The following is a 24,466-nucleotide window of genomic DNA, read 5'->3' on the forward strand; positions in this document are numbered from 1 at the left end:
AAATCTTTCTAATTCTCTACTTCCTTCTGCTATGAATTCAAGTATATCAAACATACCAGCACGCAAGCGCTACACCAGGCCAACCCTTGTTTCTCATGGTGGAGTGAAAGCACTGACGCTAAAAATAGGCTCCACTTCTGATGTGGGCGGAATGCAACCCATGCCCTGAGTTTAACATATCGCTCTATACACACAAAAGCGGCCTTAGTGAATTCTAAGGCCGCTTTTATTGGTTTAAAAATTATTTTTATTCTCCGGGATGGTACGTTCGTTCGGTGTGTTTCAGGACATCTTCTTTATAAAAAAGTACATCTTTAAACTTCCCTTGGGTGTACATTTCGCCCTGATCAAAGAAATGAGGTGAGGTTGGATCGCCGCTCTGCCCGCCTGCCAGCAGGGATTTGGCCGTAACTTTTTCACCAAATTCCACGGCACAAATAAAACTGTTGCCATTGACGCCATAGCGCTTTTTGGTTCCGGGAAAATAGCGGGCCGTATACGAAGGTAACATGCCCCAGGCCGAAGAAGTAAACCCAACCGGAAGGCTTGGCTGATCGTCGGAATACTTTTGATCAATATCAGCTGATACGCGTTGAAACCGATTAATTTCTCCCCAGGCAATCTGCCATTTGCCATGATTTTTTTCTAATTCTGCTAGCATTTCAGAAAAAGGAACCAGCAAATCTTCTGCCGAAGCGGTAGCCGCAAAAGCTACGGCTTTTTCTACCTGATCGGCATTGGGCTTACCGGGAATCGACGTGCGAGCCATCTTGGAAGAAATCTTTTGTCCCCACTCTACGGCTAATGTGGTAGCCACAGAATTTTCATGGCTATAAAAATCCCAGTTTTTCAGTACCATCACCGGCCCCACAAGGTAAGGATAGCGGGCGTCAGTATAAGGAACGCTCGTTTCAAAAGCATTTACCAATGCCGGGACCAGTATTTCAAAGGAAGTGAGATAGGTATCATAGCCGGCGGCAATTACCTGATCGAGCGAATATTTGCGGGGTTTTCCCAGAACGCGTACGGCATTTACCCCACGAAAATTTTCCCCGTCAGGTGCCATGTAGGCAGGAAATTTCTCTGGATTTGGACTTTCTTTTCCCGCAACGGTAAAGGGTGTTGAGTTACAGTTTTGAAGCCATCCGCTGTTTGGATTATACACATGAACCGACTCGCTAACGGGGTGCAAACCCTTCCATTCGGTGGCTGAGGTACTACCGTCTACAGGCTTCGACCAATCGTAGGACGGGTCGCGGCGGGGCAGAAAGTTGCCGTGCCAGTAAGCAATATTTCCTTCGGCATCAGCATAAACGGTATTATTGGATGTATTTTCCAGCAAATCCATCGCTTTTTTATAATCTGCAAATCCTTTGGCTTTGGTTCGTTGCCAGCTCTGAATCAGCATGTTCATCGAGCGGTTGTTGGCTTTCATGCTCACCCACTGCCCTTCCCTCTTGCCCATAATGGGTCCGTGGTGCGTATAGTACGCCTGAATAGATTTTGAGGTAAGGGCGTTTCCTTCCTTAACGGTAAGGGCAATTGTTTTTTCTTTCAAAGGCCGTAATTCCTGATCGTATTCGTAAACCCACCCGTCTTTTTGCTTTTGTACTTTTTCAAGGTACGTATCGGCCACATCGGCTCGGGAAGAGGTATGCATCCATCCGCAATATTCATTAAAACCCTGATACACAAAAAACTGACCCCAGGTAACAGCACCGTAGGCGTTCAATCCCTCTTCACTAACCATGTGTACTTCGGGCCGGAAATAAAATGTTACGTGGGGATTAATGTACAAAATGGCTTTGCCTGATTCGGTGATTTTTGGTGCAAATGCAAATCCATTGGAACCGGTCAGAATCTCCTCTTCCAGCACTTGCGGAGTTGGTTCGTAGCCTACGGAAGGCGATTCGTTGCCATAGAAATTTTTCAGATCGCGGGTAGTTATATCCGCCGTGCTGATGGCGCCGATGCTCCCGTCTGTCCAAAGCAACGGAAACCAGGGCTCAAAGCGCGTGAGGAGCGCAGGCTTAACTGCCGGGTGTTTGTGCAGGTAAAAATTGATGCCGTCGGCATAGGCATTTAACAATTTTCGCAGCCATTCGGGGGCTTTTTTGTATTCCGCTTTTGCCTCATTTTCGTCAATCAAAAGCCGAATCAGCAAATCGTTATACAATTCTTCTTCTCCTTTTATTTCTGCCAGGCGCCCCAATTTCTCGATGTAGTTCATTTCTACCCGACTAAAATCATCTTCACACTGCGCATACAGCAAACCGAATACCGCATCCGCGTCTGTTTTGCCATAAATATGCGGAATGCCCCAGGTATCGCGATGAATGGAGACGCGCTGCGCCTGTTTTTCCCATCCTTTGATTTCTTTGGGCGTAAAAGGTTGGGCAAGAAGGCTAAACGGGACGAAAAGAAAGAGCAGTAGTACTTTTTTCATGAGATAAATTAAACCAGGTTGAACAAAGCGCGGCAAACAAATCTACGCACTTTTGCAGGGAATCTGCTGGTTAAATTTCTCAAAAAACTACACAGACATTCTTATTTGATGAGTTTAATAGAAATTGTTTTCCCTGCTTCGCTAATCTCAAACGCACAGTCTTTGAAGTCAGGCCCGGAGACAATCGGACGATAATTGTTACTAAATCCGAATGGCTCTTTTGGATAGCCGATCATGTTTTTATCCAAAGCCTGATTGTTATTTACATCATGATACAGCGCCACAGCATAAGTCCCCGGCTCTACATCAAGTACAACTTTTTGACTACCAACGGCCTTTACGTCCACTATTTTGTTGTAGTCCGGTTTGGCTTTGCCAAACGTATTGGAGGGCTTATACACGCCAACCCGTAACTGTCCGGTAGGATGACGGATATTCGTTATTTCTACGGTTAGCTTTGCCATTTTCTGGTTCAAATCGGTGGATACGATAAGTAAAGAAGCAATCAGGATTTTCAGCATGTAAAAAGAGGTTTGTAAAAAGAAAAACGCCGACTCTGAAAAATTGTTTCAGAGTCGGCGTGTAACTTCTTTCAGGGAAAAACCTATGCTAGAGAGCGATTAACCCCAAAATAACAAATACGACTCCGATAACTCCGACAATTAGCGAAACAAGTCCTAAGCCAGGAATCAAACCTACTAAAATAGCAACGGCAATCAAAATCAAACCGATTTTCAAATCGCGATTCAGCGCTTTGGCGGCACTCGGCCCCATGTGTTTACGAATGGATTTATCGACCAGTTTGCTCGCTTTTGACACCTGAACCTCCGATGGATTTACCTTTTGGATATTCGTCTGTGCCAGCATACTGCGCACTTTTTCGATTTGGGCGGCTACGGCCGGGCGGGCCAGTAGTTTTTGTCCTTCGGCTGATGCAAGTGCATTTTCGAGTTGCTGATCGATTTGTTTTGGGCTCTTTTCGGCAAGTATCGCCGTCATGCGCTCATCTGATTCGATACCTGCCAAAACCTCACCTTCTGACACAGATGAAACTATCGGACTGACCGCCGGAGTTGCTTCGTTTGCCTGGGACGGGGCTTCTGCAACTACTGTTGGAGTTTCGGCCACAGGCTGCACACGTTCGCGTGGTTCGTAGTGCGCATTGACAGGCATTTGGTTAAAAGTGGGGTACTGACGGCCACAGCTACCAAGCACTACGATGGTAGCGAGCAAGCAAAGGGTACTGATTTTTTGCATGGGGTAAAAAATTCAAGGTTAAAGAAAAACAACTGAAATGAATTGTTGATTTCTTTGCCAGTGAAAAGCATGCCACACAGCTCCTGAACGGTTCTTTGATTTTTTTGAGCACAATATTCCCCAACCTGTGGCAGATTAATGGTGCTGATTTACCAGGCCAATACACACCGGTAATTTTCCAAAAGATGGATTTCATCCTGCAACGAAATTCGATTTTTTTCATTGTCAAATGCATCCCGATAGCCTTCCTGCAACTCCCGCCTTTTGATGGCTTCCAGAAATCGGCGAGCGTCTTCCGGATTTTCAAGCAACAGCGGGGGAACCTCCATCGGGCGGTTGTCTTCGTCTTTGGCCACCATTGTAAAATAGGATGTATTGGTGTGTTTCTGTGTTCCTGTCTGAATGTGTTCAGCCACAACTCTGATACCAACGACCATGGACGTGCGACCTACAAAATTGACCGCGGCATGTAGTGATACAAGTTCGCCAACTTCTACGGGTTGCAGAAAATTCACTTCGTCGACCCTCACCGTGACGCAGTAAGTACCCGCATGCCGCGACGCACAGGCGTATGCCACTTTGTCCATCAGGGAGAGGATAATTCCGCCGTGGATTTTTCCGCCAAAATTGGCATAGGACGGAATCATCAATTCGGTGAGGGTAGTTTTGGAGTAACTGACTGCTTTGGGGGGAGTCGCCATAAATCGATTAATCTAGCATCAAAGGGTTGAACGATCAATTATATCACGCACTACTTCCTGAAAATAGGCCCCGTTGTACGGCCCAAACCAGCTCATTGTGAGGGTTTCGTATTGGTCTTTATCAAAATGGCGGTCATCCGTAATGTATCCGGCATAGGCTCCATTAAAACTTGTTACCATCAGATGCAGTCCTTTGGAGGAAGCGTAGGCGGTCAGTTCCTGCATGAGCTCCCCCGAAAAATCACAGGGCATACCAACCATCAGAATATCACCCAGGCGCAGCACTTTCACAAAAGCCGGGTAATCGCCAAAGGCCCAGCGAAACACCCACGAGCGCAGGGCCCATGTCTGATTCAATCGTGGGCTTGGCTCCCGAAGTGGCAAAGCAACCGTATAGGCCTGTAAGTGAAAAGTTGGCTGCACACGTACTGAGTCTAGAACTGATTGGATTGCCGTTTCAACGCCGTCAGCCTGATGCCCGATTTCTTCAAAATCGGTATTCCCTACCTCTTCCGGCCCCATGCTGCCAACTGCGCCAGCCAGGTAAATCGCAAAATCTGCTTCGCCATCTTCCAGAGAATCCACCAACGCCCCGGCGTAGTCGCGCGACAGCACCAGATTTTTGGAATTAAGAACCGTAGCATGCGCGGCATACGAACTCAAAAGGACCGTTTGGCCATCAGCAGCCCGGAGAACAATGTTCCGTACCCATGGGTCAACTGTGGTATCTGTGAGCCCGCGCAGGCGGTTACGGACATCCGCCGAGTCGCTTACCTGAACGTAGTCAATCTCAACATTCTGCTTGTTTTTTTGGGACAATTGAATCGCCCGAATCATGGCATCGGCAATTTTCCCTGCCGTAGCCGGATTGTAATCACCCGCAAATAATTTCCCGGTGACGGTATCGCCCCAGCCACCAATGCTATTGTGCGTATGCGTGGCTCCCGGATACACCTGATCGAAGTTCAACCCCAAAGCGGGGAGGCGGGCTTTCAGACTGTCGGTAACGGCTGGCGGAATAATCAATAAATCGGCAGCCAGAATTACGGCCTGTGTATGTCCATTGTCAAAAACCAGAGCCCGGACAAAAACTGAATCATGCACACTTTCGTAATGCTTGCCCCGTCGATTGCCGTAGCCTGCCATTGGCGTTGGGCTGTCAGGCGTAAAATTAACTTTGGCCCAACCCGCCTGCATCTGTCCGGTCGAATCGAACGGAACGGATTTGATCTGACTTATATTTTTTTTCCATACCCGGTAATAGTCCATTTCCTGGTATGGCGTATAGTCAAGCGTTGTGACAAGACTTACCAGCAAAAGCAGGATCAGCAGGAGGAATCCTGCCAGGATTTTCAAAGAAATTTTTAGTAGTTTCATGCCGTTTTCCGAAAGCAGGTAGAACAGTAGGTTGGGTTTATCTTAACGTCTGAAAAAACGAATTACCGGGTTTTTATTGACAAATAACCTCAGAATTTACTTTTTTACCGCATTTTTAATTCTACAATTTACTACTAAAAACCACGATGCGCCCCTATATTCTTGCCGAAACCAACTGGAAAGCTCTAAAAAATCAAACAATTGACCTGGTCATTTTGCCGTGGGGAGCTACTGAGGCGCACAACTACCATTTGCCTTACGCTACGGATGTGATTGAAGCGGATCATATCGCTGCCGAGTCGGCCCGCATTGCGTGGGAAGCCGGTGCCAAAGTGATGGTTTTGCCGACAATTCCTTTTGGGGTCAATAGCGGCCAAACGGATATTTTGCTGGATATTAACATGCACCCAAGCACGCAACTTGCCGTGCTGAATGACATCGTAGAGGTTCTTAATCGTCAGGGGATTTACAAACTGCTTGTGCTGAATAGTCACGGTGGCAACGACTTCAAACCCATTTTGCGGGAATTGGGCGTGCGGTTTCCGAGCATGCATTTGAGCCTGTGTTTTTGGTTTTCGGTGTTGGATAGAAGCCAGTACTTTGAAGAAAAGGGCGATCATGCCGACGAAGTCGAGACAAGCCTGATGATGCATCTGCGGCCCGATTTGGTCCGTCCGCTCGAAGAAGCGGGCGATGGCTCCGCCAAAGTGCATACCGTGGAGGCTTTTCGGGAAGGCTGGGCCTGGACCGAGCGTAAATGGTCGCAGGTGACAGAAGATACGGGCATTGGAAATCCTAAAAAATCATCTGCTCCAAAAGGCGAGCGTTTCTTTATGGATCTTACCCAAAAGCTCGGGCAATTCTTTGTAGAACTCGCTCAGGCTGATCCCAAAGCAATGTACGAGTAATTTTTTTTACTAATTTTATATAATTAAATAAATAAAAAATTTAACTATATTTGAAAATCATTTTTGCGTTTTCAGAAATGGTTATCTAAAAATCACACGTGAATAGGCCAATTCACTAACTTCCTAGCCTTTAACCAACTATACCGTACTCCTTCCAGAGTACGGTATTTTTTCTTCATAATCTTACCTAAATTTCAATCCTGATAATCTGGGGAATACTCAATATTCAATTGGCTAAAAAAATCTTTTTCATTTACTTCCCGAATTTCTCCCGGCCGCAAGTCGCCCAACGATAGGTTTTCAATCGACACGCGAATGAGCCGCTGCACCGGATGTCGAATCACTTTCATCATTTTTCGGATCTGCCGAAACTTCCCTTCCGTCAGCGATAGCCGAAGCCACGTATGCGGCAGATCTTCGCGAAAGCTGTACCCGGCGGCAAACAAATTTTCGGGCGGTACTACAATCGATGCTTCGCAGGGCGCGGTTGTGTAGTCCACATTTCCCTTGATTCTAATAGAAATTCCGCTTCTGATTTGCTGCAAAGTATCCTCACTTACTTCCCGAATCACACGTACGAGGTAGGTACGGGCGTGGGTTTTGGGGCCTTGAAAAAGCAGTCTCGTTACTTTTTTGTTGGTCGTCAGAATCAGTAATCCTTCCGAAATATTGTCGAGCCGGCCGATGGGATGCGTGCCTTCCGGAAAATCAATCCCCAAGTCACCCAACATGCGCATAGACGGTACTCCCTTAAATTGCGACAACATATCGTAGGGTTTATTCAGGATAAAATAGCGATGCGGCATTCGTGGACTTTATTTAAATCTTGTATGTAAGGCTTCTTTCCTGGACAAAATTCTTCAATATAGTTTATAAAAAAAATCAGGCTTTTATTTCCTCCTCCACCGCCGGCGGAAGCAATTTATACAAAACGGGCGTCACGACTCGTGACAGAATGGTGGAGCTGACGAGTCCGCCAATCAGCACCCACGCCAACGGCGAGTAGAGCGGATTGCCTTCAATCGCCAGCGGAATCAGCCCTCCGATTGCCGTAAGCGACGTAAGCACAATGGGCACAAACCGAACTTCCCCCGCCTGCTGAATGGCTTCAATGAGCGGCACACCCTGCGCCCGTAACTGATTGGTGAAATCGACGAGTAGAATTGAGTTTTTGACTTCGATACCAATCAACGCAATGAGCCCGATAATGGCCACAAATGAAAGAGGATAACCCACCAGAAAAAGTGCCGAAAGTGCTCCAATAACGCCCAACGGAATAACCGAAAGCACAATTAAAGAACTTTTAAACGTACCAAATTCGAGCACTAAAACACCCAGAAAACCAAATGCGGTGATGAGAATAATGGTGCCCAACCCACCAAAAGACTTGGCGCGGGCTTCGAGTTCGCCCGCTGCTGCGTAGCTGAAACCCGCCGGGAAGGTATATTGATCCAACTTTCCGATGATTTGATTATAGACATTATCTACCAGAAAATCACTTTTGACAAAAGCTGAAATCGTTACATAGCGGTCTTTATCGTAGTGACGAATCTGATTGGTTGCGCTCTCAAATTCAATATCTGCGATTTGTTTCAACGGAATTGAAACGCCCGTTTGCGAATTAATGTATAGATTGTTCAAAACCCGCTGATCCGTCACCTTTCCCTTGGGCATCGTGACCGTGATCGTAAAATCGTCTCCGTTAGTATCCTTAAACGTACCAACCGAAAGGCCCGCCACCGCCAGCCGAATCGTGCGATTCAGGTCAACCATAGATACGCCCAGCATTCCGGCTTTTTCTTTATTGACTTTTACCCGCAAATCCGTTTTTCGGTTTGCCAATGGGTTATTCACATAAATGGTTCCGGGCGTATTTTTGAGAATTGACTCAACCTCAGCGGCAACCGAACGCAGCTTTTCGAGGTCTTCTCCAAACACGCGAATGGCAATGGGCGCTTCGGTATTGGGCCCTTGTTCAAAGTCCTTTACCTGAACTTTGGCATTGGGAACCTGTGCAAAACGGTTTCTTAGTTCATCAATAATTTCGCCTTTTTTGCTCGTGGACACATCGGTAAGTTGCACAAAAAATTCTGCTGCATTGGAAGCTTCCGATTTCTGAATGACATTGTAGTAAATCCGTGGATTTCCCCTTCCTACATTGGTGGTGCTGTATTTTACTTCGGGAATCATTTTCAGTTCAGCTTCCACCAGGCGAGCAATCCGGTTGGTTTCAGAAAGTGCCGTACCATCGGGCGTTTCGACGGTAACCAGAAACATTGGTTTTTCGGATTTTGGAAATAGCGCAAAGCCAATCACTTTTACCAACCCGAGCGAAGCCACAAAAAGCATTCCGGCCACCGCAAGTGTTGGAAGCGGATGCCGTAACGCCCAGAATAAGAGTTTACTATACGAGCCACTGATTACTTTTTTGAGGGCACGAAGAAAAATATTTCCCTCTGGATTATGATCAGCTTTTAACAAACGACTACTCAAAAACGGCACAATTGTGAGCGATACAACCATCGAGGCAAGGATCGTCATGGTGACGGCCATTGGCAAACTGCGGATGAAATCGCCGGAGGCTTCGGGCAGAAAATTAAGCGGCAAAAACGCCAGCACCAGCGTAACGGTGCAACCAATAACGGCCAGGGTAATTTGGCGCGTAGCTTTAATAGCCGCTTCGCGGCGTGGATAGCCTTCGCGCATCCATCGTTCGATGTTTTCGACCACCACAATGGAATCATCAACCAGAATTCCAAGCGCTACAATTAGTCCGACTATACTCAGCTGATTAATACTAAATCCCAGATAATCAATGGCTGCAAGGCCGATAGCCAGCGAAAGTGGAATGGAGATCATGACCACCAGCGCCGCCCGAAACCCCAAAGGAAGTAACGTCAGGGAAACCAGAAAAATGGCAATGGCAAAATCTTTGGAAAAGCGTCCCAGACGTTTGCTTACACTTTCCGCCTGATCAAAATTCTTGACCAGTTCAATATGTTGGGGCAACGTGGCAGAAAACTTTTCGATCACCGGATTGATGGCCTTCCCAACCTGCTCGATGTTCTGACCTTCCTTTTGGGCCGCCGTGACCAATACACAGCGCCGACCGTTGAGCCGGGTAATGTGCGTTTCTTCTTCGTAGTTAAAGTCTACGTCCGCAACGTTTCGCAGATACACAATTTTGCTACCATTGGTACCCACAATCGTATTCCGTATTTCGTCGATTGTGGTGTAGTCGCCGGATGTTTTTACATTAAATTTTCGCTCACCAGCCTGCAAACTTCCGCCCGGAATCGTGGCGTTTTCTGCCTGTACCGCCCCCAGCACCCGATTCAGCGCAATGCCTTCGAGAGCCATTTTTTCAATATTGAGCGTTACCCGCACCGTACTTGCCGGATAGCCCCAGTCTGCCACGCTTTTCAGACTTTTTATTTTGGTAAGTTCATCTTTGAGCCGGTCTGCCTGATCGCCCAATTCTTTATCGGAGGCGGTTTCAGACAGCAATGCCACCTGTACGATGTTTACGTCGGTAGGAGAAAATCGGCGGATTTCGGTTCGGAAAATATCCTGCGGCAATTGGCTTTGCAAGGCGCCTACTTCCCGGACCATTTCCTGGTATTTTTCGTCGGGATCTTCGCTAAACTCGTAGTCTACCTGTACCACGGCGAGGCCATCGTCGATGGTTGTTATAATCGTTTTTACATTGTCAAGGGCCGAAAATCGCTCCTCTACTTTATCTACCACCAGTTCTTCCATGTCAAGCGCATCCGTACCCGGATATACGTAAACCACGGCAAAAGAAGGTGCGAAAAATTCGGGGTCCTCGCCCCGGGGCATATTGAGCAGCGAGTTGACACCCAAGGCCACCACACCGATAAACATCACCAGCATAAACTGCCAGTTTTTTACACTAAATTCCGATAAGTTCATGGTTATATGAGCTAGAATAAAGATAATTTTTCCTTCTCCGATCGAAATTTCAAACCGGAATCAAGAGAGTTTGGGAATACGTAGAAAAACCAAAAGTGAGTGGTTCCAGCGAATCTGAGTTAGCAAGATATCCGTGCATTACTGAATTCTGGAACCGTCCCGCAGAAAACCACTTCCGGCCGTGATGACCTGAGAAACGCCATCCAATCCGCTGCGGATCAGCACATTTTTGCCATCCAGAAAGCCCACAACAACCGGAATTCGCCGGGCTTTTCCCTGTGCATTGACGAAGACAAAGGCATTTTTTCCGTTTCCTTCCACAATAGCCTCAATCGGAACTACCGCATACGAACGACTTTGACGGGGCAGAAGCGTCACGGTGGCAAAGAGCCCGGTAGCTAATCTTTTGTCCGAATTATCCAGGCGAATTTCTACTTCATATAAACTACTCAACGGGTCGGCAGCCTGCGCCATAGTGGTCACTTTGCCTTTAAAAATCTCATCCGGATAAGCATCCAGCTCTATCGTGGCCTGATCGCCGGGAGCGAGGCGGGCCCAATCTTTATCAGAAACTCCCACGCGCACTACCCAGTCGCTGCGGCGGTTGGAAGCCAGCAACAGGACCGGCGCACCGGAAGAAGCCAACTCGCCTTCATTCATAAACTTACGTGTGACGGTGCCGTCGATGGGAGAGGTAATGCGTGAATAAGCCTGATTAAAACGGGCAATTTGTAGACTTTGGTTGGCCACATCGTATCCCGTGCTGGCATTTTGCATTTGTTCCAGCGTGGCAGCGGTGTCGCGAAGCATTTGCTCTACCCGATTGCGGTCGCGTTCTGCCTTTTCGGCAGAAAACTGCGCCTGTTTTACCTGTGCGCTAATTTCGGTCTGATCCAGAACGGCCAACAACTGACCTTTTCGAACGGCCTGCCCTTCTTTTACCAGGATTTGGCTCACAATTCCACCGATTTTGAACGAAAGTCTTGCCTCTTCCGACGAGGCTACCCGGCCCGAAACCAGTACCGGTTCTACCCGAATGGTGTCCCGTACCGAAACCGTTTTGATAGCAATAAACTCTTCATCGGTCACCTTGGTTTGCTGAGCTTCTTTCTCAGAACATGCCGCCAAAACCCAGGAAAGAAGGAAAATGGATGGAAGTACAATGGATTTCATGAGTGTCTGTTTTTTAACAAATAGAATAAATCAAATCACTGAAATGGCTCAGGGTTTATAGATTGTTTTGTTCAAAAGGGAGGTTTTGATAAGTACATCGTAGCGCGAAAGCGACTGTTGCAAGCGGGCCGTAAGCAAATCGTTTTGGGCTTTGATAAACTCAATCAGTAGTACATTTCCGTTCCGATACCGACTGTCAATGACCTGAAAATACTGACTTGCCTTGCTCAACCCAACCTCCGTTGCGCGCAGATTCTGACGCGTAGCCATGAGCTCGTAATACGCCTGAGTAACCTGCAGAGCAATTTGTCTCTCTACTTCCTGATGCTTTACTTTGAGCACATCTGTTTGGATTTTAGCCTGTTGTGTCCTGGATTTTCGTTCGTAGCCTTTGAACAAATCCCAGCTCAGACCTACCTGCGCTACCAAATACGCCTGACCGCTGAACGTATAGCCGAAGCCCTGAAAACCGGTATTTCCTCCCACAAAAACGGAGGGTAAACGCCCGGCAACTTCCTGCATTCGCAAAGCATTTTGGGCCGCAGTAATTGAATAATCCAGCTGCTTTAGCTCTTGACGATCTTGAACTGCCTCACCTGTCAGGCCAGATAAATCACTGGTAGTCAAATTAGTTGTGGACAATTTCCCTGGCAGCGCCGTGTCGATGGCAATGGGTTCCTGTAAGTTGCGGTTAAGAATAAAGTTGAAATAAGCCTGGGCAATCTGTTGATTTTTGGTAGCCTCAGCCAGTTGTTGATCCAGCTTACTGAACTCATATTCTGCCGATAGCACCGCATCTTTGGTTACTACATTGTTGGCTACCAATTTTTGGTTCAGTCGGATCAATTCCTGCATTACGCGCAGGCTATTTTCAAAAATCCGGCTTGCTTCCAGCGTTTGCGCATACTGATAGTAGGCCGTTTCAATGGTATAGCGCAGCTCGTTGGCAACCACTTTTTTCTTTGCTTCCTGTGCCGAAAGCAAATTTTGCTGAATCAGGTAATTGTACTGAATTTCAGGATTATAGATTGAATACTGAAAGCTGATTTTTGTATCATGGAAATTATTGGGCGCCAGCTGTTCGTCCACGTTTTGAATCTGTGGAAAACGGTTGGACTGTGTCATTTCGTTCAGCGTGCTGTACACAGGATTTAATAAATCACCGACCGGAAACTGCAACCGACGGCCACCGGCGGCGAGCGAGTAGGTAGGCGCAAAGGTTACCTGAGGGTAAAATAAAGCCCGCGCCTGCCGGATATTCTCCGCAACCCGGGCAATTTCCAGAGTTTCCTGTTGAAGCGATAAATTTTTCTCTAACCCTTCCCGAACATACTCTTCCAGAATATCAGAGCGTTGAGCAACTGCGGGAAAGAAGACCATACAACCCAAAAGCACAAAGTAGAATTTCTTAATAACCATAGTTCATACACTAAACAGTGTTCATTATAGAGTTAAAAAAGTAGTGCAGCAAGCTGCACAAGGTATACTCCTAGTAAAAGGTACTACTGATTCTCAAAAAGAAGAGCGCATCATCTTGACAAACAGCGCATAGGATTGTTGCATTCGCTCTTTTTCCCGATTGTCATTAAACATCTTCATCCGATCTTTCAAAAAAATTATAACCAATCCGTGCATATAGCTCCAAATTGTCAGAGCAGCCGTTTCTACATCCAACTCTTTGAAATAACCCGCTTTAATACAGTCTGTTATCACGTATTCCAGCAAAGAAAAGGCTTTCAATCCATCCTCCCACACCTCATCGCGGCAGGCCAAATCCTGCATAGGTCCTTTCATGACAAACATCAGGTCATACATTTCAGGATTTTCAACTGCATATTTTATATACCGATGTCCCATTTCGACAAGCCTTGCAAAAGGATCACTGATGTCGTTTACCTGCGAAAGTTCGAGCGTCATTTTGCGGAAAGCCGCTTCGTGTAAAGCAAAAAGAAGCTCATTCTTGTCTTTATAGTACAAATAAATAGTACCCGGACTATATTCTATGGCGTCGGCGATATTACGAATACTTGTTTTTTCGTATCCTTTGGTCAAAAATAACGTTCGGGCAGCTTCCAGAATCAAGTCGCGCATTTCTTCCCTGTCCCGTTCTTTTCGTTCGACTATTCCCATGGTTTATTCTAAATACACTACAAATATAATGAACAGTGTTTATTGACAATAATTTATCGAAGTTATTTTTTAAAAATAAATTTCCAGACACTGATTCTGTACTTATACAGGCAGCCTGATACCGGTTTGAACGAGGTTCGTAGCGCATTTGGCAATGATCTTTCCTTCATCTGATACAATTTCGCAGGCACAATGAATGATATTTTTACCCGCTCTAACTACCTGTGCGTGCGCCGTAAGGACGTCACCCAGACGGGCAGGACTTAAAAAATCACAATTCAGGTTCACGGAAGTATAGCCAAACTCACGGCCCAGGGCAAATACCATTGCCCCTACTACATCGTCCATCATAGCAGAGGCCGCACCTCCGTGCAGCACACCCATAGGATTGGTCATATCTTCACGCACGGTAAACTCTATGCTAAGTTGTCCGTACTCTACTTTTCTTACAATTCCATTGAGCCAACGGCCCATCGGAGAAATGCTGCTACTCATATCATTTCCCAATTGGGTGCGGAAAAATTCCAGACGAGGGTTCATGTGTGCCGGATCAGTAATCATCAGTAAATAGTGGTTAAATGGATGTAAATTAAAAATGCCGTTCAGTCAAAAAATAGGAATAATCATAGATTTATAGGCAAATAAGTCTGTAAATCATGTATTTTATTACGTATGTATCCACGGTTATTACTACCTTTGAGCGATTTTAAACGGTCATTTCGTTGCTCTAATATATGAATTATAATTTATCACAAGTTCCAGAACGCACCTCTCAACCACGCGAAGAAGGACTAACAATGGTTATGGACAAAGGATTGAGTGTCCGGGAGGTCGAAAATATGATCTCCGTTTCTCAACCACACATTGATATTGTCAAGCTCGGCTGGGCCACTTCTTTTGTAACGCCTAACCTGGATGAAAAACTAGCTGTTTATCGGGCGGCAAATATTCCGGTTTACTTTGGAGGAACCCTTTTTGAGGCTTTCGTGGTTCGGAATCAATTTGACGATTTCCGTCGCCTTCTCGACCGATACAAACTGAGCTATGCCGAGGTTTCGGATGGTTCTGTGGATATGCATCAGGATGAAAAATGCGAATATATTCGTACGCTGGCAAAGGAAGTAACGGTATTGTCGGAGGTTGGTTCTAAGGACGAAGAAAAAATTATTCCTCCTTATAAGTGGATTCAGCTCATGAAATCGGAGCTGGAAGCCGGTGCCTGGAAGGTCATTGGCGAAGCCCGGGAAGCCGGTAACGTAGGGTTGTTTCGGTCGAGCGGTGAAGTTCGGCAGGGATTGGTGGAAGAAATTCTGACACAGATTCCGAACGAAAAAATTCTGTGGGAAGCCCCGCAAAAAGCTCAACAGGTATGGTTTGTTAAGCTTTTGGGTGCAAATGTAAATTTGGGAAATATTGCTTCAAATGATATCATCCCGCTCGAAACCATCCGTTTGGGGCTTAGGGGTGATACTTTTTCACATTTTTTAAACCAGGAAACCAAACAAAAATGGAAATTATCAGCCAAATAATAGATTTCTTTCTTCATCTGGATAAACACTTGTTTGACATCATCAACGAGTACGGTACGCTTACGTACCTGATTCTCTTTTTGATTGTCTTCACTGAAACAGGGCTTGTATTTATGCCCTTACTTCCGGGCGATTCGCTGCTTTTTGCGGCAGGCGCTTTGGCTGCTTCTACGGGTGCGCTCAACGTGTGGCTCATTATTGTACTGCTGATTATTGCGGCGCTGATGGGCGACAACGTCAATTATTTTGTAGGAAAATATCTTGGAACGCAAATCAAACAACGCGAACGGATTCTGTTCTTCAAGCGTGAATATTTGGAACGTACCGAAGAGTTTTATGCCAAACACGGTGGCCGTACCGTGATTATGGCGCGGTTCATTCCGATCATCCGTACCGTTGCGCCTTTTGTAGCAGGTGCGGGCAGCATGACTTACTCTAAGTACATTGTCTATTGTATCATGGGTGCTTTTTTGTGGGTACCGTCACTTACGCTCCTCGGCTATTTCTTTGGAAATATTCCTTTTGTGAAAAACAACTTTGAAGTTGTCATTTTCGGTATCATCGGGCTTTCTGTTCTACCCATTCTTTGGGAATTTGTGAAAAGCCGGTTTATGAAGCCCAAAGCGGTTTAGATTAATGATCGCAGGAAATATAATAAGCATGTTACCTCTAAACCCCGATCCAAACAGATCGGGGTTTTTGTTGTTTTACTACCAAAACATATAGCGACGAACGGTAGTTTTTGCTACCTTGAACTTTCGACACACCCATAAACCTACTACTTTTAAACTTTTTTGAACTACTATGAACCTCTATGGACTCATTGGTTTTCCGTTAAGCCATTCCTTTTCAAAAAAATACTTTGCCGAGAAATTTGTGAAAGAGCATATTACCGGAAGCCGATACGATTTGTATGAAATCCCCGGCATTAAGGAGCTTCCCGGCATTCTTGAACAAACTCCCGGCCTGCGTGGACTCAACGTAACGATTCCATTTAAGCAGGAAGTTATTCCTTTTCTGGACGATTTGGACGAAGCATCTGCCGGAAGAATTGGGGCGGTCAATACCATCAAGATTTTTGCAGATGGCTCGACAAAAGGCTACAACACGGACTATTACGGATTCAGGCAATCGGTAGAAGAATGGCTCGATCATCGGGGAGAATCCTGTGCAAATCTGAAAGCGCTGGTGCTCGGAAATGGCGGTGCTGCCAAGGCTGTATGCGCAGCGTTAACAGATTTAAAAGCTGATTATCAGCTGGTTTCACGAACTAGTTCAGAATCCGCACTTTCCTATGAAGAATTGACATCAGAACTCATGCAGGAGCATCGGCTGATAATAAATACAACGCCCCTGGGAATGTTTCCAAAGGTGGAGGCTGCTCCACCAATTCCGTATGAGTTGTTGAATTCCAGGCATTTTTTATACGATTTGGTATATAATCCGCTCGAAACGGCTTTTATCCAAAAAGGAAAAGCAAAAGGCGCCCAAACCCACAATGGACTAAAAATGTTGGAGTTGCAGGCTGAAAAAGCCTGGGAAATCTGGACCCACGAAGAAGATTTATGGAATCGTTGATACTAACAAATACCACCATTTTTACGGGTGAAGCTGTTTTGCACGATCATGCCCTGTGGATGCAAAACGGTAAAATACACGCAATTATGCCTGTTTCAGAAATCCCTGAGCAGGTTTCAACGCTAGATTTGACCGGTGCGTGGCTTGCGCCCGGCTTCATTGATTTTCAGCTGTACGGTGGCAATAGCGGTTTTTTAACCCGTGATGGATCGGTAGATTCGCTTACTAACATGTACGAAACGCACCTGCTCGACGGTACCACGACGATTGTACCGACGGTATATTCGACTTCCAAAGAACGGATTCTGGCCGCAATAGAAGCCGTTCATTCGTATTGGAAGCAGGGACTGCCGGGTGTGGCCGGACTGCATGTAGAGGGCCCATTTATTAATCCTGTCAAAAGAGGGGCACATAGTGACAAAATGGTGCGACCGCCAACCTACGACGAGCTCTCAGAATTGATGGAAAAAGGACGGGATGTTATAAAAGTGATGACGATTGCCCCCGAATGTTTTGAAGATTCTCTGCTTGCTTTACTCCGTAGCAGTGGCTGGGCTATTTCAGCCGGGCATACCAACGCTACTTCTGCCCAGTTAAATGAATATTTCGATAAAGGATTTAGCATTGCCACGCATCTATACAACGCGATGCGCCCGCTCGAAAGCCGGGAATTGGGCGTTGTCGGTACTATCTTTGAGCGGGAGGACATTCATGCAAGCATTATTGTCGATGGTTTTCACTGTGATTATGGTGCCGTAAGAATTGCCAAAAAACTACTGGGTGAACGTCTGTTCCTGATTTCTGACGCAACATTTGCCAGGTACACCGGCGGGCGATTTGTGTTTGAAGACTTTACGCTCAACTACGACGGAGAACGCTTTGTGAATGACGCCGGTGCGTTGGCTGGTTCAGCCATTACGCTGCTTGATGCGGTCAGAAATTGCATTCAGCAGGTACACATTGCACCCGATGAAGCGTTTCGCATGGCTTCGGCTTATCCTGCCAAACAGCTGAAATTGGATCATCAGCTTGGCTATCTCAAACCTGGCTTTGCCGCCAATATCATAGCGCTAAGCCCTGACCTCAGCCTTCAACAGGTATGGGTAAACGGAGTTGCTCAACAGTAATTTTTCGCTAGGTTGTCTGATGGTTCGGGATGTAATACGTCCAAATATCCTGCGCAAGAAACTCGGTATATTTAAGTGTAGCCCCGTGTATCACGGGTGCTACAACACCCAAAGGTAGCGTAAGCGGACTTTGACAGCGACGGATTTCGTTCCAAAGCCCGGCCTGTAAAAATGCCTGCAAAATTTGAGCCCCGCCTTCTACAAGCACCGATTGAATTTTACGGGCGTATAGATCATTCAGTACCTGATGCAATTCATCTTCTCCCGGCTGAATCTTTACGAAAGAAATTTCAGGAAATTCAGCATAGCGTTCCGGGAAAATTGCTGAGTCGGTTGTGTGCATATAATTGTAGCAAATAGTCGGTTGTGTTTTGTCAAAAATTGCCAGAGAGTTCGGCAAATTCAATTGACGATCCAACACCACCCGAACGGGATTTTGGCCTGTCCAATGCCGCACATTTAACGCAGGATTATCGGTTTGGGCCGTTTGCCGTCCAACCAAGATAGCATCTTCCTCCGAGCGCCAACGGTGAACCATCTGACTGGAAGCCGGGCCGCTGATTTGTACCGGACGCCCGCCCGCTGCCGCAATAAATCCATTGGCGGTTTCAGCCCATTTCAAAATAATGTAGGGTCTTTTTTCGGTAAAAAAAGTAAAAAAACGACTATTCAACTCGTATCCTTTTTCTGCCAAAAGCCCCCGATGTACCTCAATTCCAGCCTCCTGCATAAGTGCATAGCCCCGCCCGGACACGAGCGGATTGGGGTCGTCGTTGGCAACTACTGCCCGATGTATTTTTTTTTCAACTAAAAGTTTAGCACAAGGGGGTGTTTTACCAAAATGTGCGCAGGGTTCCAACGTAACGTAGGCCGTTGCTTTGGGCAGAAGATGCTCAAATCCACGCCGGCTCGCATCCCGAACCGCTTCTACTTCGGCGTGCGGACCTCCGTATTTCCGATGCCATCCTTCGCCAATAATTTGCCCCTCAGCTACGAGTACACAGCCCACCATAGGATTCGGGCTTACGCTTCCCCGGCCATATTCGGCCAGTTGAAACGCCCGTTGCATGTAAAGTTCATCCTTTTCCGTCATCCTGCAAAGATAAGCGGGTTTTGCAGCAGGTGCATCAAATAGGGAATTTGAAATTCAGGGTTGAAAATTGCCATGAGATTTGCATCAAAATAAGAAAACTTGACGGGGGCGGTTCAGCATCTCTACTAAATTTACTAACTTTCACGCCAAAGAATCGAAATTTTCACAACATGACCTCGGCTCGTCAGCTTTATCAACAACTCACCCGACGGATTACAGTGTATCCGCTCAAAGAAACTCAGGCGATTGCCTTCATGCTTTTGGAGCATTATCTACGGCTACGAAACGTAGATGTACTCGTAGATCGCCCTATTCCTGATACGCAGATTCAGCCCAATTGGGACGAAATCATTGACCGGCTCAACCGCAACGAGCCGATTCAGCATATTATTGGCTCTACTGAGTTTTGCGGACTTACGTTTCAGGTTTCCGCCTCTGTGCTTATTCCCCGCCCCGAAACCGAAGAATTGGTTCGTTTGGTTACAAGAGATTACGCTGAACCCGACGAAAAACCATCAATTCTGGATATTGGTACCGGCAGTGGCTGTATCGCCATTGTGCTGGCGCGTTTTCTGCCTCATGCCAATGTGCATGCCTGGGACGTAAGCGACGAAGCCCTCGAAGTAGCGCGCGAGAATGCCCGGCAGCTCATGGCCGATGTTCGCTTTGCCCGGCAGGATATGCTAAACGTGAGCTTTCCACTGCCCGACGCCCCCGAACAATTTGATTGTATTGTGAGCAATCCCCCCTATGTTACTTATTCAGAAGCCGACCACATGCGGCCCAACGTGTTGCGTTTTGAGCCGCATGAAGCACTTTTTGTAGAAGACAGCGACCCGCTGCTTTTTTACAAGGCGATTGCCGATTTTGGCAAACATCACCTCAAAAGTGACGGGCGCTGTTACGTGGAAATCAACGAACATTTTGGCCCTGAAACTCAGAATGTTTTTGAGGAAAGAGGGTATAAAAATGTAGAGATTTTGAAAGATATTCATGGAAAAAATCGCTTTATCCGGGCCGTTTGTGGGTAATCAATAGAAGCTGATCACCTGCTAACCTGACGAGACTTAGCTTCATTTTGTTTTTAGTAATTTTTCCTGATAAAGCATTTTTATAGAACTGGCTCCTATGTATTTACCCAAAATAAAAGAACTTCTGGACGAAATGGGCAAGGTGGTCGTTGGACAGGAAAAGCTCCTGAACCGACTGCTTATCAGCCTATTTACAGGAGGGCACGTGTTGCTGGAAGGTGTTCCCGGCCTGGCCAAAACCCTAACGATCAATACACTCGCCAAAGTTCTGGATCTTAATTTTCATCGGATTCAGTTTACCCCTGACCTGCTCCCGGCTGACCTGGTCGGTACGATGATCTATAAACCCCAAATTGGTGATTATGAGGTAAAAAGAGGGCCTATCTTTGCCAACATCATACTTGCCGATGAAGTCAATCGCTCACCCGCAAAGGTGCAATCAGCGCTATTGGAAGCAATGCAGGAAAAACAGGTGACGATTGGAAACGAAACCTACCTGCTCGACCGTCCGTTTCTGGTTTTGGCTACTCAAAATCCTGTGGAACAGGAAGGTACGTATCCGCTGCCCGAAGCTCAACTCGACCGCTTCATGATGAAAGTATATGTTGATTATCTGGACAAACCGCAGGAACTGGAAGTGATGCGCCGAATGGCTGACCTTAATTTCAATCACCCGGTCAAGGCCGTGATGAGTAAGGAAGAAATTTTTGCGATTCGCAACGAAGTTAATAAAGTAACTATTTCTGACACGCTCGAACGCTACATAATCGAACTCGTTTTTGCTACCCGCCGCCCGCTTGACTACAACCTGCGCGACGAAGCCCGCTACATTCAATTTGGTGTTTCGCCACGCGCAACTATTTATCTCAATTTGGCGGCCAAAGCCCTCGCCTACCTCGAAGGCCGGGATTATGTGCTGCCGGAGGATATAAAGGAACTCGCGCCGGACATCATGAATCACCGCATTTTGCTTAATTACGAAGCCGAAGCCGACGGCGTGCGCACCAGCACAATTATCGATTCTATTCTACGAAAAGTCGCTATTGGCGGGTAAGAAGCTGTCAGCTTTTGGGTTGGCAGCAATTAGTTTTTATACTATACGGATAATCAAATACTTGCACCCTTAGTTGATTATCCGTTTAAGGCACCGGATCAAAGCCGCTGCCGCCCCACGGATGGCATTTAGATAGCCGTTTCAGCCCCATCCATCCTCCTTTCAGAGCTCCATGTTTGGTTACGGCTTCCACCATGTACTGCGAACAGGTGGGTGTGTAGCGGCATGAATTGGGTAAATAGGGCGACAAAACTGCCTGATATACTTTGACCAGGGTTATGAGCAAAAATTTCATAGGGGTTTGACCGAAAATCTTAACTTTGCCAAATATACTCAATCGACCGTTCAAACCCTGATTTACGCTTTTCATCGTTTCTGAACCTATTTTTGAATCATTCATTACCAAACACTTCACATGATCGCATACATCACCTGGAATGCCAGTCCTGATATTTTTACGATTCCCGAATTCTGGGGGATTGGCCCTCTGACTATTCGTTGGTATGGACTACTGTTCGCTGCCGGGTTTCTGATTGGCCAGCAAATTATGGCTCATATTTTCAAAAAAGAAGGCAAACCCCTTGCGGATATTGACTCGTTAACCCTCGTGATGGTTGCCTCTACGGTACTTGGTGCCCGGATCGGGCATTTTCTGTTTTATGAACCCTCCGTACTTTTTACCAATCCATTAGAAGTACTGTTGCCGCCCTATGCCGGACTGGCGAGTCACGGCGCACTCATCGGAATTTTGTTCGGACTGTGGCTGTACACCCGCAGCCGCAAAGCTACCGGACAAACGTACCTGTGGCTAACTGACCGAATGGTGATTGTGGCCGCCCTGGGTGGAGCGTTTATCCGCTTTGGCAACCTAATGAATTCCGAAATTGTGGGTACAATTACGGACAAACCCTGGGGCTTTATTTTTATGCAAAACTTGGAATACAGTCAGTATCCACGGCATCCGTCGCAGCTTTATGAGTCAATTACGTGCTTTATTCTGACAATTGTGCTATTTGTAATCTGGAACAAACGCAAGGCCGCAACGCCTCCCGGCCTGTTGTTGGGTATCTTCCTGATCTGGATTTTCGGACTGCGGTTTATGTACGAATTTTTGAAGGAAAATCAGGTTTCGTTTGAAGATACATTGCCGCTTAACATGGGTCAATTTTTAAGTATACCAGCCGTATTACTTGGAATTTATCTTGTAAGCCGTGCCTTGCGAAGCACTCAGAAAGACGCTGTTGCTGCGTAAACTACTCACTCAAAACTACCAGTTATCGAACCCGGCCTGACGTTCAATAGAATGTACGGAGCCGGGTTCTTTTTTAGTAAATAAAAATTTAAATTGCGTTAAATTCCTTACCTAAAACCATTTATACTATGACCAGAAGCTTTTTACGTGCCAGCCTGTTGGCTACCTCTATACTACTGTGGAATTGCGGCGGAAAAGAAGAAGAGCAAAAAGAAGAACCCAAAAACGCCTTCGAAGCGATGCAGCAAATGGCCGAAAAGGCCGAAGAAATGCAGAAAAAAGGACCGGTTGACCCGGTAGATTTTCGGTCGCTGAAAGAACTACTCCCCGAAAATGCCGGAGGAATGACCCGCACCGAAGCCACGGGCGAAAAAAACGGAGCGATGGGCTTTAGCATTTCGCAGGCGCAGGGACAATATAGCAACGAAGAATCGAGCATCGAAATAGAGCTCATGGATACCGGAGGCATTGGCGGCATGGGAATGATGGGCCTGGCTGCCTGGACTATTGCGGAAGTAGACAAAGAAACCGCCACAGGTTACGAAAAAACTACCCGGATTGACGGCAATAAAGCCTTTGAAAAATACGATAATGAAAGAAAAAACGGAGAACTCAACATCATTGTAGCCGACCGCTTTGTGGTTAATGTGAAAGGCCGCAACGTAACGATGGATCAGCTCAAAGACACCCTGGGAGATATTGATCTCGATAAACTGGGAGGTCTGGAATAACAGCATCAAACTGTACTATACACACGTTTGTAAAGTAGATGTTGTTTAAAAAGGGGCTTTTGCCCCTTTTTTTTATGCGTACAAAAAGGCAGGATCCAAAGTAGATGGAAGTGGTTCTACCGAGCTGATTTTTCTGGCGGCCATTCGGGCACCCGCACGGGCACATACTTCCGGGTTGTATCTGTTGAGGAAAGCAGAAAGAAATCCAGCCCAAAAGGCATCTCCGGCGCCGGTAGCGTCTTTTACTTCTACTGCCTCTACCGGAAAATGCTGAATCTTAGCGCCTTTTTCCCAGGCCAGAATACTCCCTTCTGCCCCAAGCGTGTAGCAAATCAGCTGCACACCCTGAGCAAAAAAGAATGTAAAAACCTCCTGAGGCTCCACGGTTCGGCCAAATATACGTTCGGCATCATCTGAACTCAACTTTACCAAACCGCCCTGTACATACTCTGCTATCACTCGCTGCGCTTCCGTCCGATCCGGCCAAATGGATGGTGCGTAATTGGCATCTATACTGATGATCGCTCCTAACTCGCGCGCCTGCTGAGCGGCCTTCAACAAACTCCTACGGGCAGGCTCCCGACTCAGTGCAAAACAAGTAGTATGAAAAATGGCTGTTTCACCCAACAGTGTTTCAGGAAAATGGTGCTCATGAAGCTGCGTATCAGCCTGCCTGTATGCAATAAAATCGGGAGTGCCTTTGGTACGTGATACCAGAACTATGCTTGTAGGTTGGTGGCCGTCAACGGCAATAAAACTGGTTTGTACACCGGTTTTAGCAACTTCGTCCATGAGAAATTTACCTACATTGTCGGCCCCCACACAGGCAACCAACGCCGTGCTGTGACCGAGACGAGCCATATTGGAGGCCAAATTGGCCGGACTTCCTCCCGCCAAACGGCGGAATTCGGTGGTGGTTAGCAGGTCGGGGCTAAACTGACATCCGATCAGATCAGCCAGGAGTTCACCGGCCGCAAGTAAACCGTATTTTTTAGAAGTGGTGCTTATATACATGAGTTAAGTTGAGGATTTTTTTGACAATGAGGGTTGTGAGTTGTTAATAATCAAAGCACTTCACGACAGAAATTCAGTGAGGTTTAGCATTGCTGAAAGCTCGCAAGTTCGGATTTTTTTGTGAAATTTAAC

At 46.6% G+C, this 24,466-nt stretch carries 24 protein-coding genes; 10 read left to right on the forward strand and 14 right to left on the reverse strand.

Going from position 1 to position 24,466, the window contains the following annotated elements; translation table 11 throughout:
* Positions 1 to 31 precede the first annotated feature (31 nt).
* Positions 32 to 169: a hypothetical protein gene (locus EZE20_RS24055; protein ID WP_165933482.1), complete on the forward strand. Its 138-nt coding sequence runs from the start codon at positions 32 to 34 to the stop codon at positions 167 to 169.
* A gap of 78 nt (positions 170 to 247) precedes the next feature.
* Here the strand turns inward: EZE20_RS24055 and EZE20_RS14090 are convergent, their stop codons facing one another.
* From EZE20_RS14090 to EZE20_RS14110, 5 genes are all read right to left on the reverse strand, one after another.
* Positions 248 to 2,446 (reverse strand): penicillin acylase family protein, encoded by a 2,199-nt coding sequence (locus EZE20_RS14090; protein ID WP_132118713.1) that lies wholly within the window; start codon positions 2,444 to 2,446, stop codon positions 248 to 250.
* A gap of 101 nt (positions 2,447 to 2,547) precedes the next feature.
* On the reverse strand, positions 2,548 to 2,967 hold the full coding sequence (locus EZE20_RS14095; protein ID WP_132118715.1) for a DUF2141 domain-containing protein: 420 nt from the start codon (positions 2,965 to 2,967) through the stop codon (positions 2,548 to 2,550).
* An 88-nt stretch (positions 2,968 to 3,055) separates the two neighbouring features.
* Positions 3,056 to 3,703, reverse strand: a complete 648-nt coding sequence (locus EZE20_RS14100; protein WP_132118717.1) for a hypothetical protein — start codon at positions 3,701 to 3,703, stop codon at positions 3,056 to 3,058.
* Between the two features lie 149 nt (positions 3,704 to 3,852).
* Positions 3,853 to 4,404 (reverse strand): acyl-CoA thioesterase, encoded by a 552-nt coding sequence (locus tag EZE20_RS14105; protein ID WP_132118719.1) that lies wholly within the window; start codon positions 4,402 to 4,404, stop codon positions 3,853 to 3,855.
* Positions 4,405 to 4,422: 18 nt separating this feature from the next.
* On the reverse strand, positions 4,423 to 5,781 hold the full coding sequence (locus EZE20_RS14110) for a neutral/alkaline non-lysosomal ceramidase N-terminal domain-containing protein (RefSeq protein ID WP_132118721.1): 1,359 nt from the start codon (positions 5,779 to 5,781) through the stop codon (positions 4,423 to 4,425).
* A 146-nt stretch (positions 5,782 to 5,927) separates the two neighbouring features.
* Between EZE20_RS14110 and EZE20_RS14115 the strand changes: the two genes are divergently transcribed.
* Positions 5,928 to 6,689 (forward strand): creatininase family protein, encoded by a 762-nt coding sequence (locus EZE20_RS14115; protein ID WP_132118722.1) that lies wholly within the window; start codon positions 5,928 to 5,930, stop codon positions 6,687 to 6,689.
* A 194-nt stretch (positions 6,690 to 6,883) separates the two neighbouring features.
* On the opposite strand, the gene EZE20_RS14120 is transcribed toward EZE20_RS14115, so the two are convergent.
* The 6 genes from EZE20_RS14120 to EZE20_RS14145 all read right to left on the reverse strand — a co-directional run bounded on the left by EZE20_RS14120 (position 6,884) and on the right by EZE20_RS14145 (position 14,486).
* Positions 6,884 to 7,495 carry a pseudouridine synthase gene (locus EZE20_RS14120; RefSeq protein ID WP_132118724.1) on the reverse strand — a complete coding sequence of 204 codons (612 nt, stop codon included), beginning with the start codon at positions 7,493 to 7,495 and terminating at the stop codon, positions 6,884 to 6,886.
* Positions 7,496 to 7,571: 76 nt separating this feature from the next.
* Positions 7,572 to 10,622 carry an efflux RND transporter permease subunit gene (locus EZE20_RS14125; protein WP_132118726.1) on the reverse strand — a complete coding sequence of 1,017 codons (3,051 nt, stop codon included), beginning with the start codon at positions 10,620 to 10,622 and terminating at the stop codon, positions 7,572 to 7,574.
* A gap of 138 nt (positions 10,623 to 10,760) precedes the next feature.
* Positions 10,761 to 11,795, reverse strand: coding sequence for an efflux RND transporter periplasmic adaptor subunit (locus EZE20_RS14130; RefSeq protein ID WP_132118728.1), 1,035 nt, complete (start codon positions 11,793 to 11,795; stop codon positions 10,761 to 10,763).
* A gap of 48 nt (positions 11,796 to 11,843) precedes the next feature.
* Positions 11,844 to 13,214, reverse strand: coding sequence for a TolC family protein (locus tag EZE20_RS14135; RefSeq protein ID WP_132118730.1), 1,371 nt, complete (start codon positions 13,212 to 13,214; stop codon positions 11,844 to 11,846).
* 93 nt (positions 13,215 to 13,307) lie between these two features.
* Positions 13,308 to 13,925 (reverse strand): TetR/AcrR family transcriptional regulator, encoded by a 618-nt coding sequence (locus tag EZE20_RS14140; protein WP_132118732.1) that lies wholly within the window; start codon positions 13,923 to 13,925, stop codon positions 13,308 to 13,310.
* Positions 13,926 to 14,027: 102 nt separating this feature from the next.
* Complete coding sequence (locus tag EZE20_RS14145; RefSeq protein ID WP_132118734.1) at positions 14,028 to 14,486, reverse strand: PaaI family thioesterase; 459 nt, start codon at positions 14,484 to 14,486, stop codon at positions 14,028 to 14,030.
* 173 nt (positions 14,487 to 14,659) lie between these two features.
* On the opposite strand from EZE20_RS14145, the gene EZE20_RS14150 reads away from it, so the two are divergent.
* The 4 genes from EZE20_RS14150 (at position 14,660) to nagA (ending at position 18,159) form a co-directional block, all read left to right on the forward strand.
* Positions 14,660 to 15,454, forward strand: coding sequence for a phosphosulfolactate synthase (locus EZE20_RS14150; protein ID WP_132118736.1), 795 nt, complete (start codon positions 14,660 to 14,662; stop codon positions 15,452 to 15,454).
* Positions 15,433 to 16,086: a DedA family protein gene (locus tag EZE20_RS14155; RefSeq protein ID WP_132118738.1), complete on the forward strand. Its 654-nt coding sequence runs from the start codon at positions 15,433 to 15,435 to the stop codon at positions 16,084 to 16,086. Before EZE20_RS14150 ends, EZE20_RS14155 begins: the two co-directional genes overlap by 22 nt.
* A 172-nt stretch (positions 16,087 to 16,258) precedes the next feature.
* The gene (locus EZE20_RS14160; RefSeq protein ID WP_132118740.1) at positions 16,259 to 17,032 is read left to right on the forward strand and encodes a shikimate dehydrogenase family protein; all 774 of its coding nucleotides are present in this window, start codon (positions 16,259 to 16,261) and stop codon (positions 17,030 to 17,032) included.
* Entirely contained in the window at positions 17,020 to 18,159 is a 1,140-nt protein-coding gene (gene nagA, locus EZE20_RS14165) for an N-acetylglucosamine-6-phosphate deacetylase (RefSeq protein ID WP_132118742.1), read from the forward strand. Before EZE20_RS14160 ends, nagA begins: the two co-directional genes overlap by 13 nt.
* Before the next feature lie 7 nt (positions 18,160 to 18,166).
* Here nagA and ribD read toward each other — a convergent pair whose 3' ends face one another.
* Positions 18,167 to 19,252: a bifunctional diaminohydroxyphosphoribosylaminopyrimidine deaminase/5-amino-6-(5-phosphoribosylamino)uracil reductase RibD gene (ribD, locus tag EZE20_RS14170; RefSeq protein WP_132118744.1), complete on the reverse strand. Its 1,086-nt coding sequence runs from the start codon at positions 19,250 to 19,252 to the stop codon at positions 18,167 to 18,169.
* Between the two features lie 170 nt (positions 19,253 to 19,422).
* On the opposite strand from ribD, the gene prmC reads away from it, so the two are divergent.
* Positions 19,423 to 20,283 carry a peptide chain release factor N(5)-glutamine methyltransferase gene (prmC, locus tag EZE20_RS14175; protein WP_132118746.1) on the forward strand — a complete coding sequence of 287 codons (861 nt, stop codon included), beginning with the start codon at positions 19,423 to 19,425 and terminating at the stop codon, positions 20,281 to 20,283.
* A gap of 97 nt (positions 20,284 to 20,380) precedes the next feature.
* On the forward strand, positions 20,381 to 21,337 hold the full coding sequence (locus EZE20_RS14180) for an AAA family ATPase (protein ID WP_132118748.1): 957 nt from the start codon (positions 20,381 to 20,383) through the stop codon (positions 21,335 to 21,337).
* An 85-nt stretch (positions 21,338 to 21,422) separates the two neighbouring features.
* Here the strand turns inward: EZE20_RS14180 and yidD are convergent, their stop codons facing one another.
* On the reverse strand, positions 21,423 to 21,632 hold the full coding sequence (gene yidD / locus EZE20_RS14185) for a membrane protein insertion efficiency factor YidD (protein ID WP_132118750.1): 210 nt from the start codon (positions 21,630 to 21,632) through the stop codon (positions 21,423 to 21,425).
* 120 nt (positions 21,633 to 21,752) lie between these two features.
* On the opposite strand from yidD, the gene lgt reads away from it, so the two are divergent.
* Together lgt and EZE20_RS14195 are read left to right on the forward strand one after the other, a co-directional pair.
* Positions 21,753 to 22,589, forward strand: coding sequence for a prolipoprotein diacylglyceryl transferase (lgt, locus tag EZE20_RS14190; RefSeq protein WP_132118752.1), 837 nt, complete (start codon positions 21,753 to 21,755; stop codon positions 22,587 to 22,589).
* A gap of 128 nt (positions 22,590 to 22,717) precedes the next feature.
* Positions 22,718 to 23,320: a hypothetical protein gene (locus EZE20_RS14195; RefSeq protein WP_132118754.1), complete on the forward strand. Its 603-nt coding sequence runs from the start codon at positions 22,718 to 22,720 to the stop codon at positions 23,318 to 23,320.
* A 72-nt stretch (positions 23,321 to 23,392) separates the two neighbouring features.
* Here EZE20_RS14195 and EZE20_RS14200 read toward each other — a convergent pair whose 3' ends face one another.
* On the reverse strand, positions 23,393 to 24,334 hold the full coding sequence (locus tag EZE20_RS14200) for a carbohydrate kinase family protein (RefSeq protein ID WP_132118756.1): 942 nt from the start codon (positions 24,332 to 24,334) through the stop codon (positions 23,393 to 23,395).
* Between the last annotated feature and the right edge of the window lie 132 nt (positions 24,335 to 24,466).

This window comes from Arundinibacter roseus, from assembly GCF_004348825.1.
Lineage (GTDB): Bacteria > Bacteroidota > Bacteroidia > Cytophagales > Spirosomataceae > Arundinibacter > Arundinibacter roseus.

Excerpts from the sequence above, each read along its gene's own strand:
- EZE20_RS24055 (WP_165933482.1), top strand. The coding sequence starts at position 32 with ATGAATTCAAGTATATCAAACATACCAGCACGCAAGCGCTACACCAGG.
- EZE20_RS14090 (WP_132118713.1), bottom strand. The coding sequence starts at position 2,446 with ATGAAAAAAGTACTACTGCTCTTTCTTTTCGTCCCGTTTAGCCTTCTT.
- EZE20_RS14095 (WP_132118715.1), bottom strand. The coding sequence starts at position 2,967 with ATGCTGAAAATCCTGATTGCTTCTTTACTTATCGTATCCACCGATTTG.
- EZE20_RS14100 (WP_132118717.1), bottom strand. The coding sequence starts at position 3,703 with ATGCAAAAAATCAGTACCCTTTGCTTGCTCGCTACCATCGTAGTGCTT.
- EZE20_RS14105 (WP_132118719.1), bottom strand. The coding sequence starts at position 4,404 with ATGGCGACTCCCCCCAAAGCAGTCAGTTACTCCAAAACTACCCTCACC.
- EZE20_RS14110 (WP_132118721.1), bottom strand. The coding sequence starts at position 5,781 with ATGAAACTACTAAAAATTTCTTTGAAAATCCTGGCAGGATTCCTCCTG.
- EZE20_RS14115 (WP_132118722.1), top strand. The coding sequence starts at position 5,928 with ATGCGCCCCTATATTCTTGCCGAAACCAACTGGAAAGCTCTAAAAAAT.
- EZE20_RS14120 (WP_132118724.1), bottom strand. The coding sequence starts at position 7,495 with ATGCCGCATCGCTATTTTATCCTGAATAAACCCTACGATATGTTGTCG.
- EZE20_RS14125 (WP_132118726.1), bottom strand. The coding sequence starts at position 10,622 with ATGAACTTATCGGAATTTAGTGTAAAAAACTGGCAGTTTATGCTGGTG.
- EZE20_RS14130 (WP_132118728.1), bottom strand. The coding sequence starts at position 11,795 with ATGAAATCCATTGTACTTCCATCCATTTTCCTTCTTTCCTGGGTTTTG.
- EZE20_RS14135 (WP_132118730.1), bottom strand. The coding sequence starts at position 13,214 with ATGGTTATTAAGAAATTCTACTTTGTGCTTTTGGGTTGTATGGTCTTC.
- EZE20_RS14140 (WP_132118732.1), bottom strand. The coding sequence starts at position 13,925 with ATGGGAATAGTCGAACGAAAAGAACGGGACAGGGAAGAAATGCGCGAC.
- EZE20_RS14145 (WP_132118734.1), bottom strand. The coding sequence starts at position 14,486 with ATGATTACTGATCCGGCACACATGAACCCTCGTCTGGAATTTTTCCGC.
- EZE20_RS14150 (WP_132118736.1), top strand. The coding sequence starts at position 14,660 with ATGAATTATAATTTATCACAAGTTCCAGAACGCACCTCTCAACCACGC.
- EZE20_RS14155 (WP_132118738.1), top strand. The coding sequence starts at position 15,433 with ATGGAAATTATCAGCCAAATAATAGATTTCTTTCTTCATCTGGATAAA.
- EZE20_RS14160 (WP_132118740.1), top strand. The coding sequence starts at position 16,259 with ATGAACCTCTATGGACTCATTGGTTTTCCGTTAAGCCATTCCTTTTCA.
- nagA (WP_132118742.1), top strand. The coding sequence starts at position 17,020 with ATGGAATCGTTGATACTAACAAATACCACCATTTTTACGGGTGAAGCT.
- ribD (WP_132118744.1), bottom strand. The coding sequence starts at position 19,252 with ATGACGGAAAAGGATGAACTTTACATGCAACGGGCGTTTCAACTGGCC.
- prmC (WP_132118746.1), top strand. The coding sequence starts at position 19,423 with ATGACCTCGGCTCGTCAGCTTTATCAACAACTCACCCGACGGATTACA.
- EZE20_RS14180 (WP_132118748.1), top strand. The coding sequence starts at position 20,381 with ATGTATTTACCCAAAATAAAAGAACTTCTGGACGAAATGGGCAAGGTG.
- yidD (WP_132118750.1), bottom strand. The coding sequence starts at position 21,632 with ATGAAATTTTTGCTCATAACCCTGGTCAAAGTATATCAGGCAGTTTTG.
- lgt (WP_132118752.1), top strand. The coding sequence starts at position 21,753 with ATGATCGCATACATCACCTGGAATGCCAGTCCTGATATTTTTACGATT.
- EZE20_RS14195 (WP_132118754.1), top strand. The coding sequence starts at position 22,718 with ATGACCAGAAGCTTTTTACGTGCCAGCCTGTTGGCTACCTCTATACTA.
- EZE20_RS14200 (WP_132118756.1), bottom strand. The coding sequence starts at position 24,334 with ATGTATATAAGCACCACTTCTAAAAAATACGGTTTACTTGCGGCCGGT.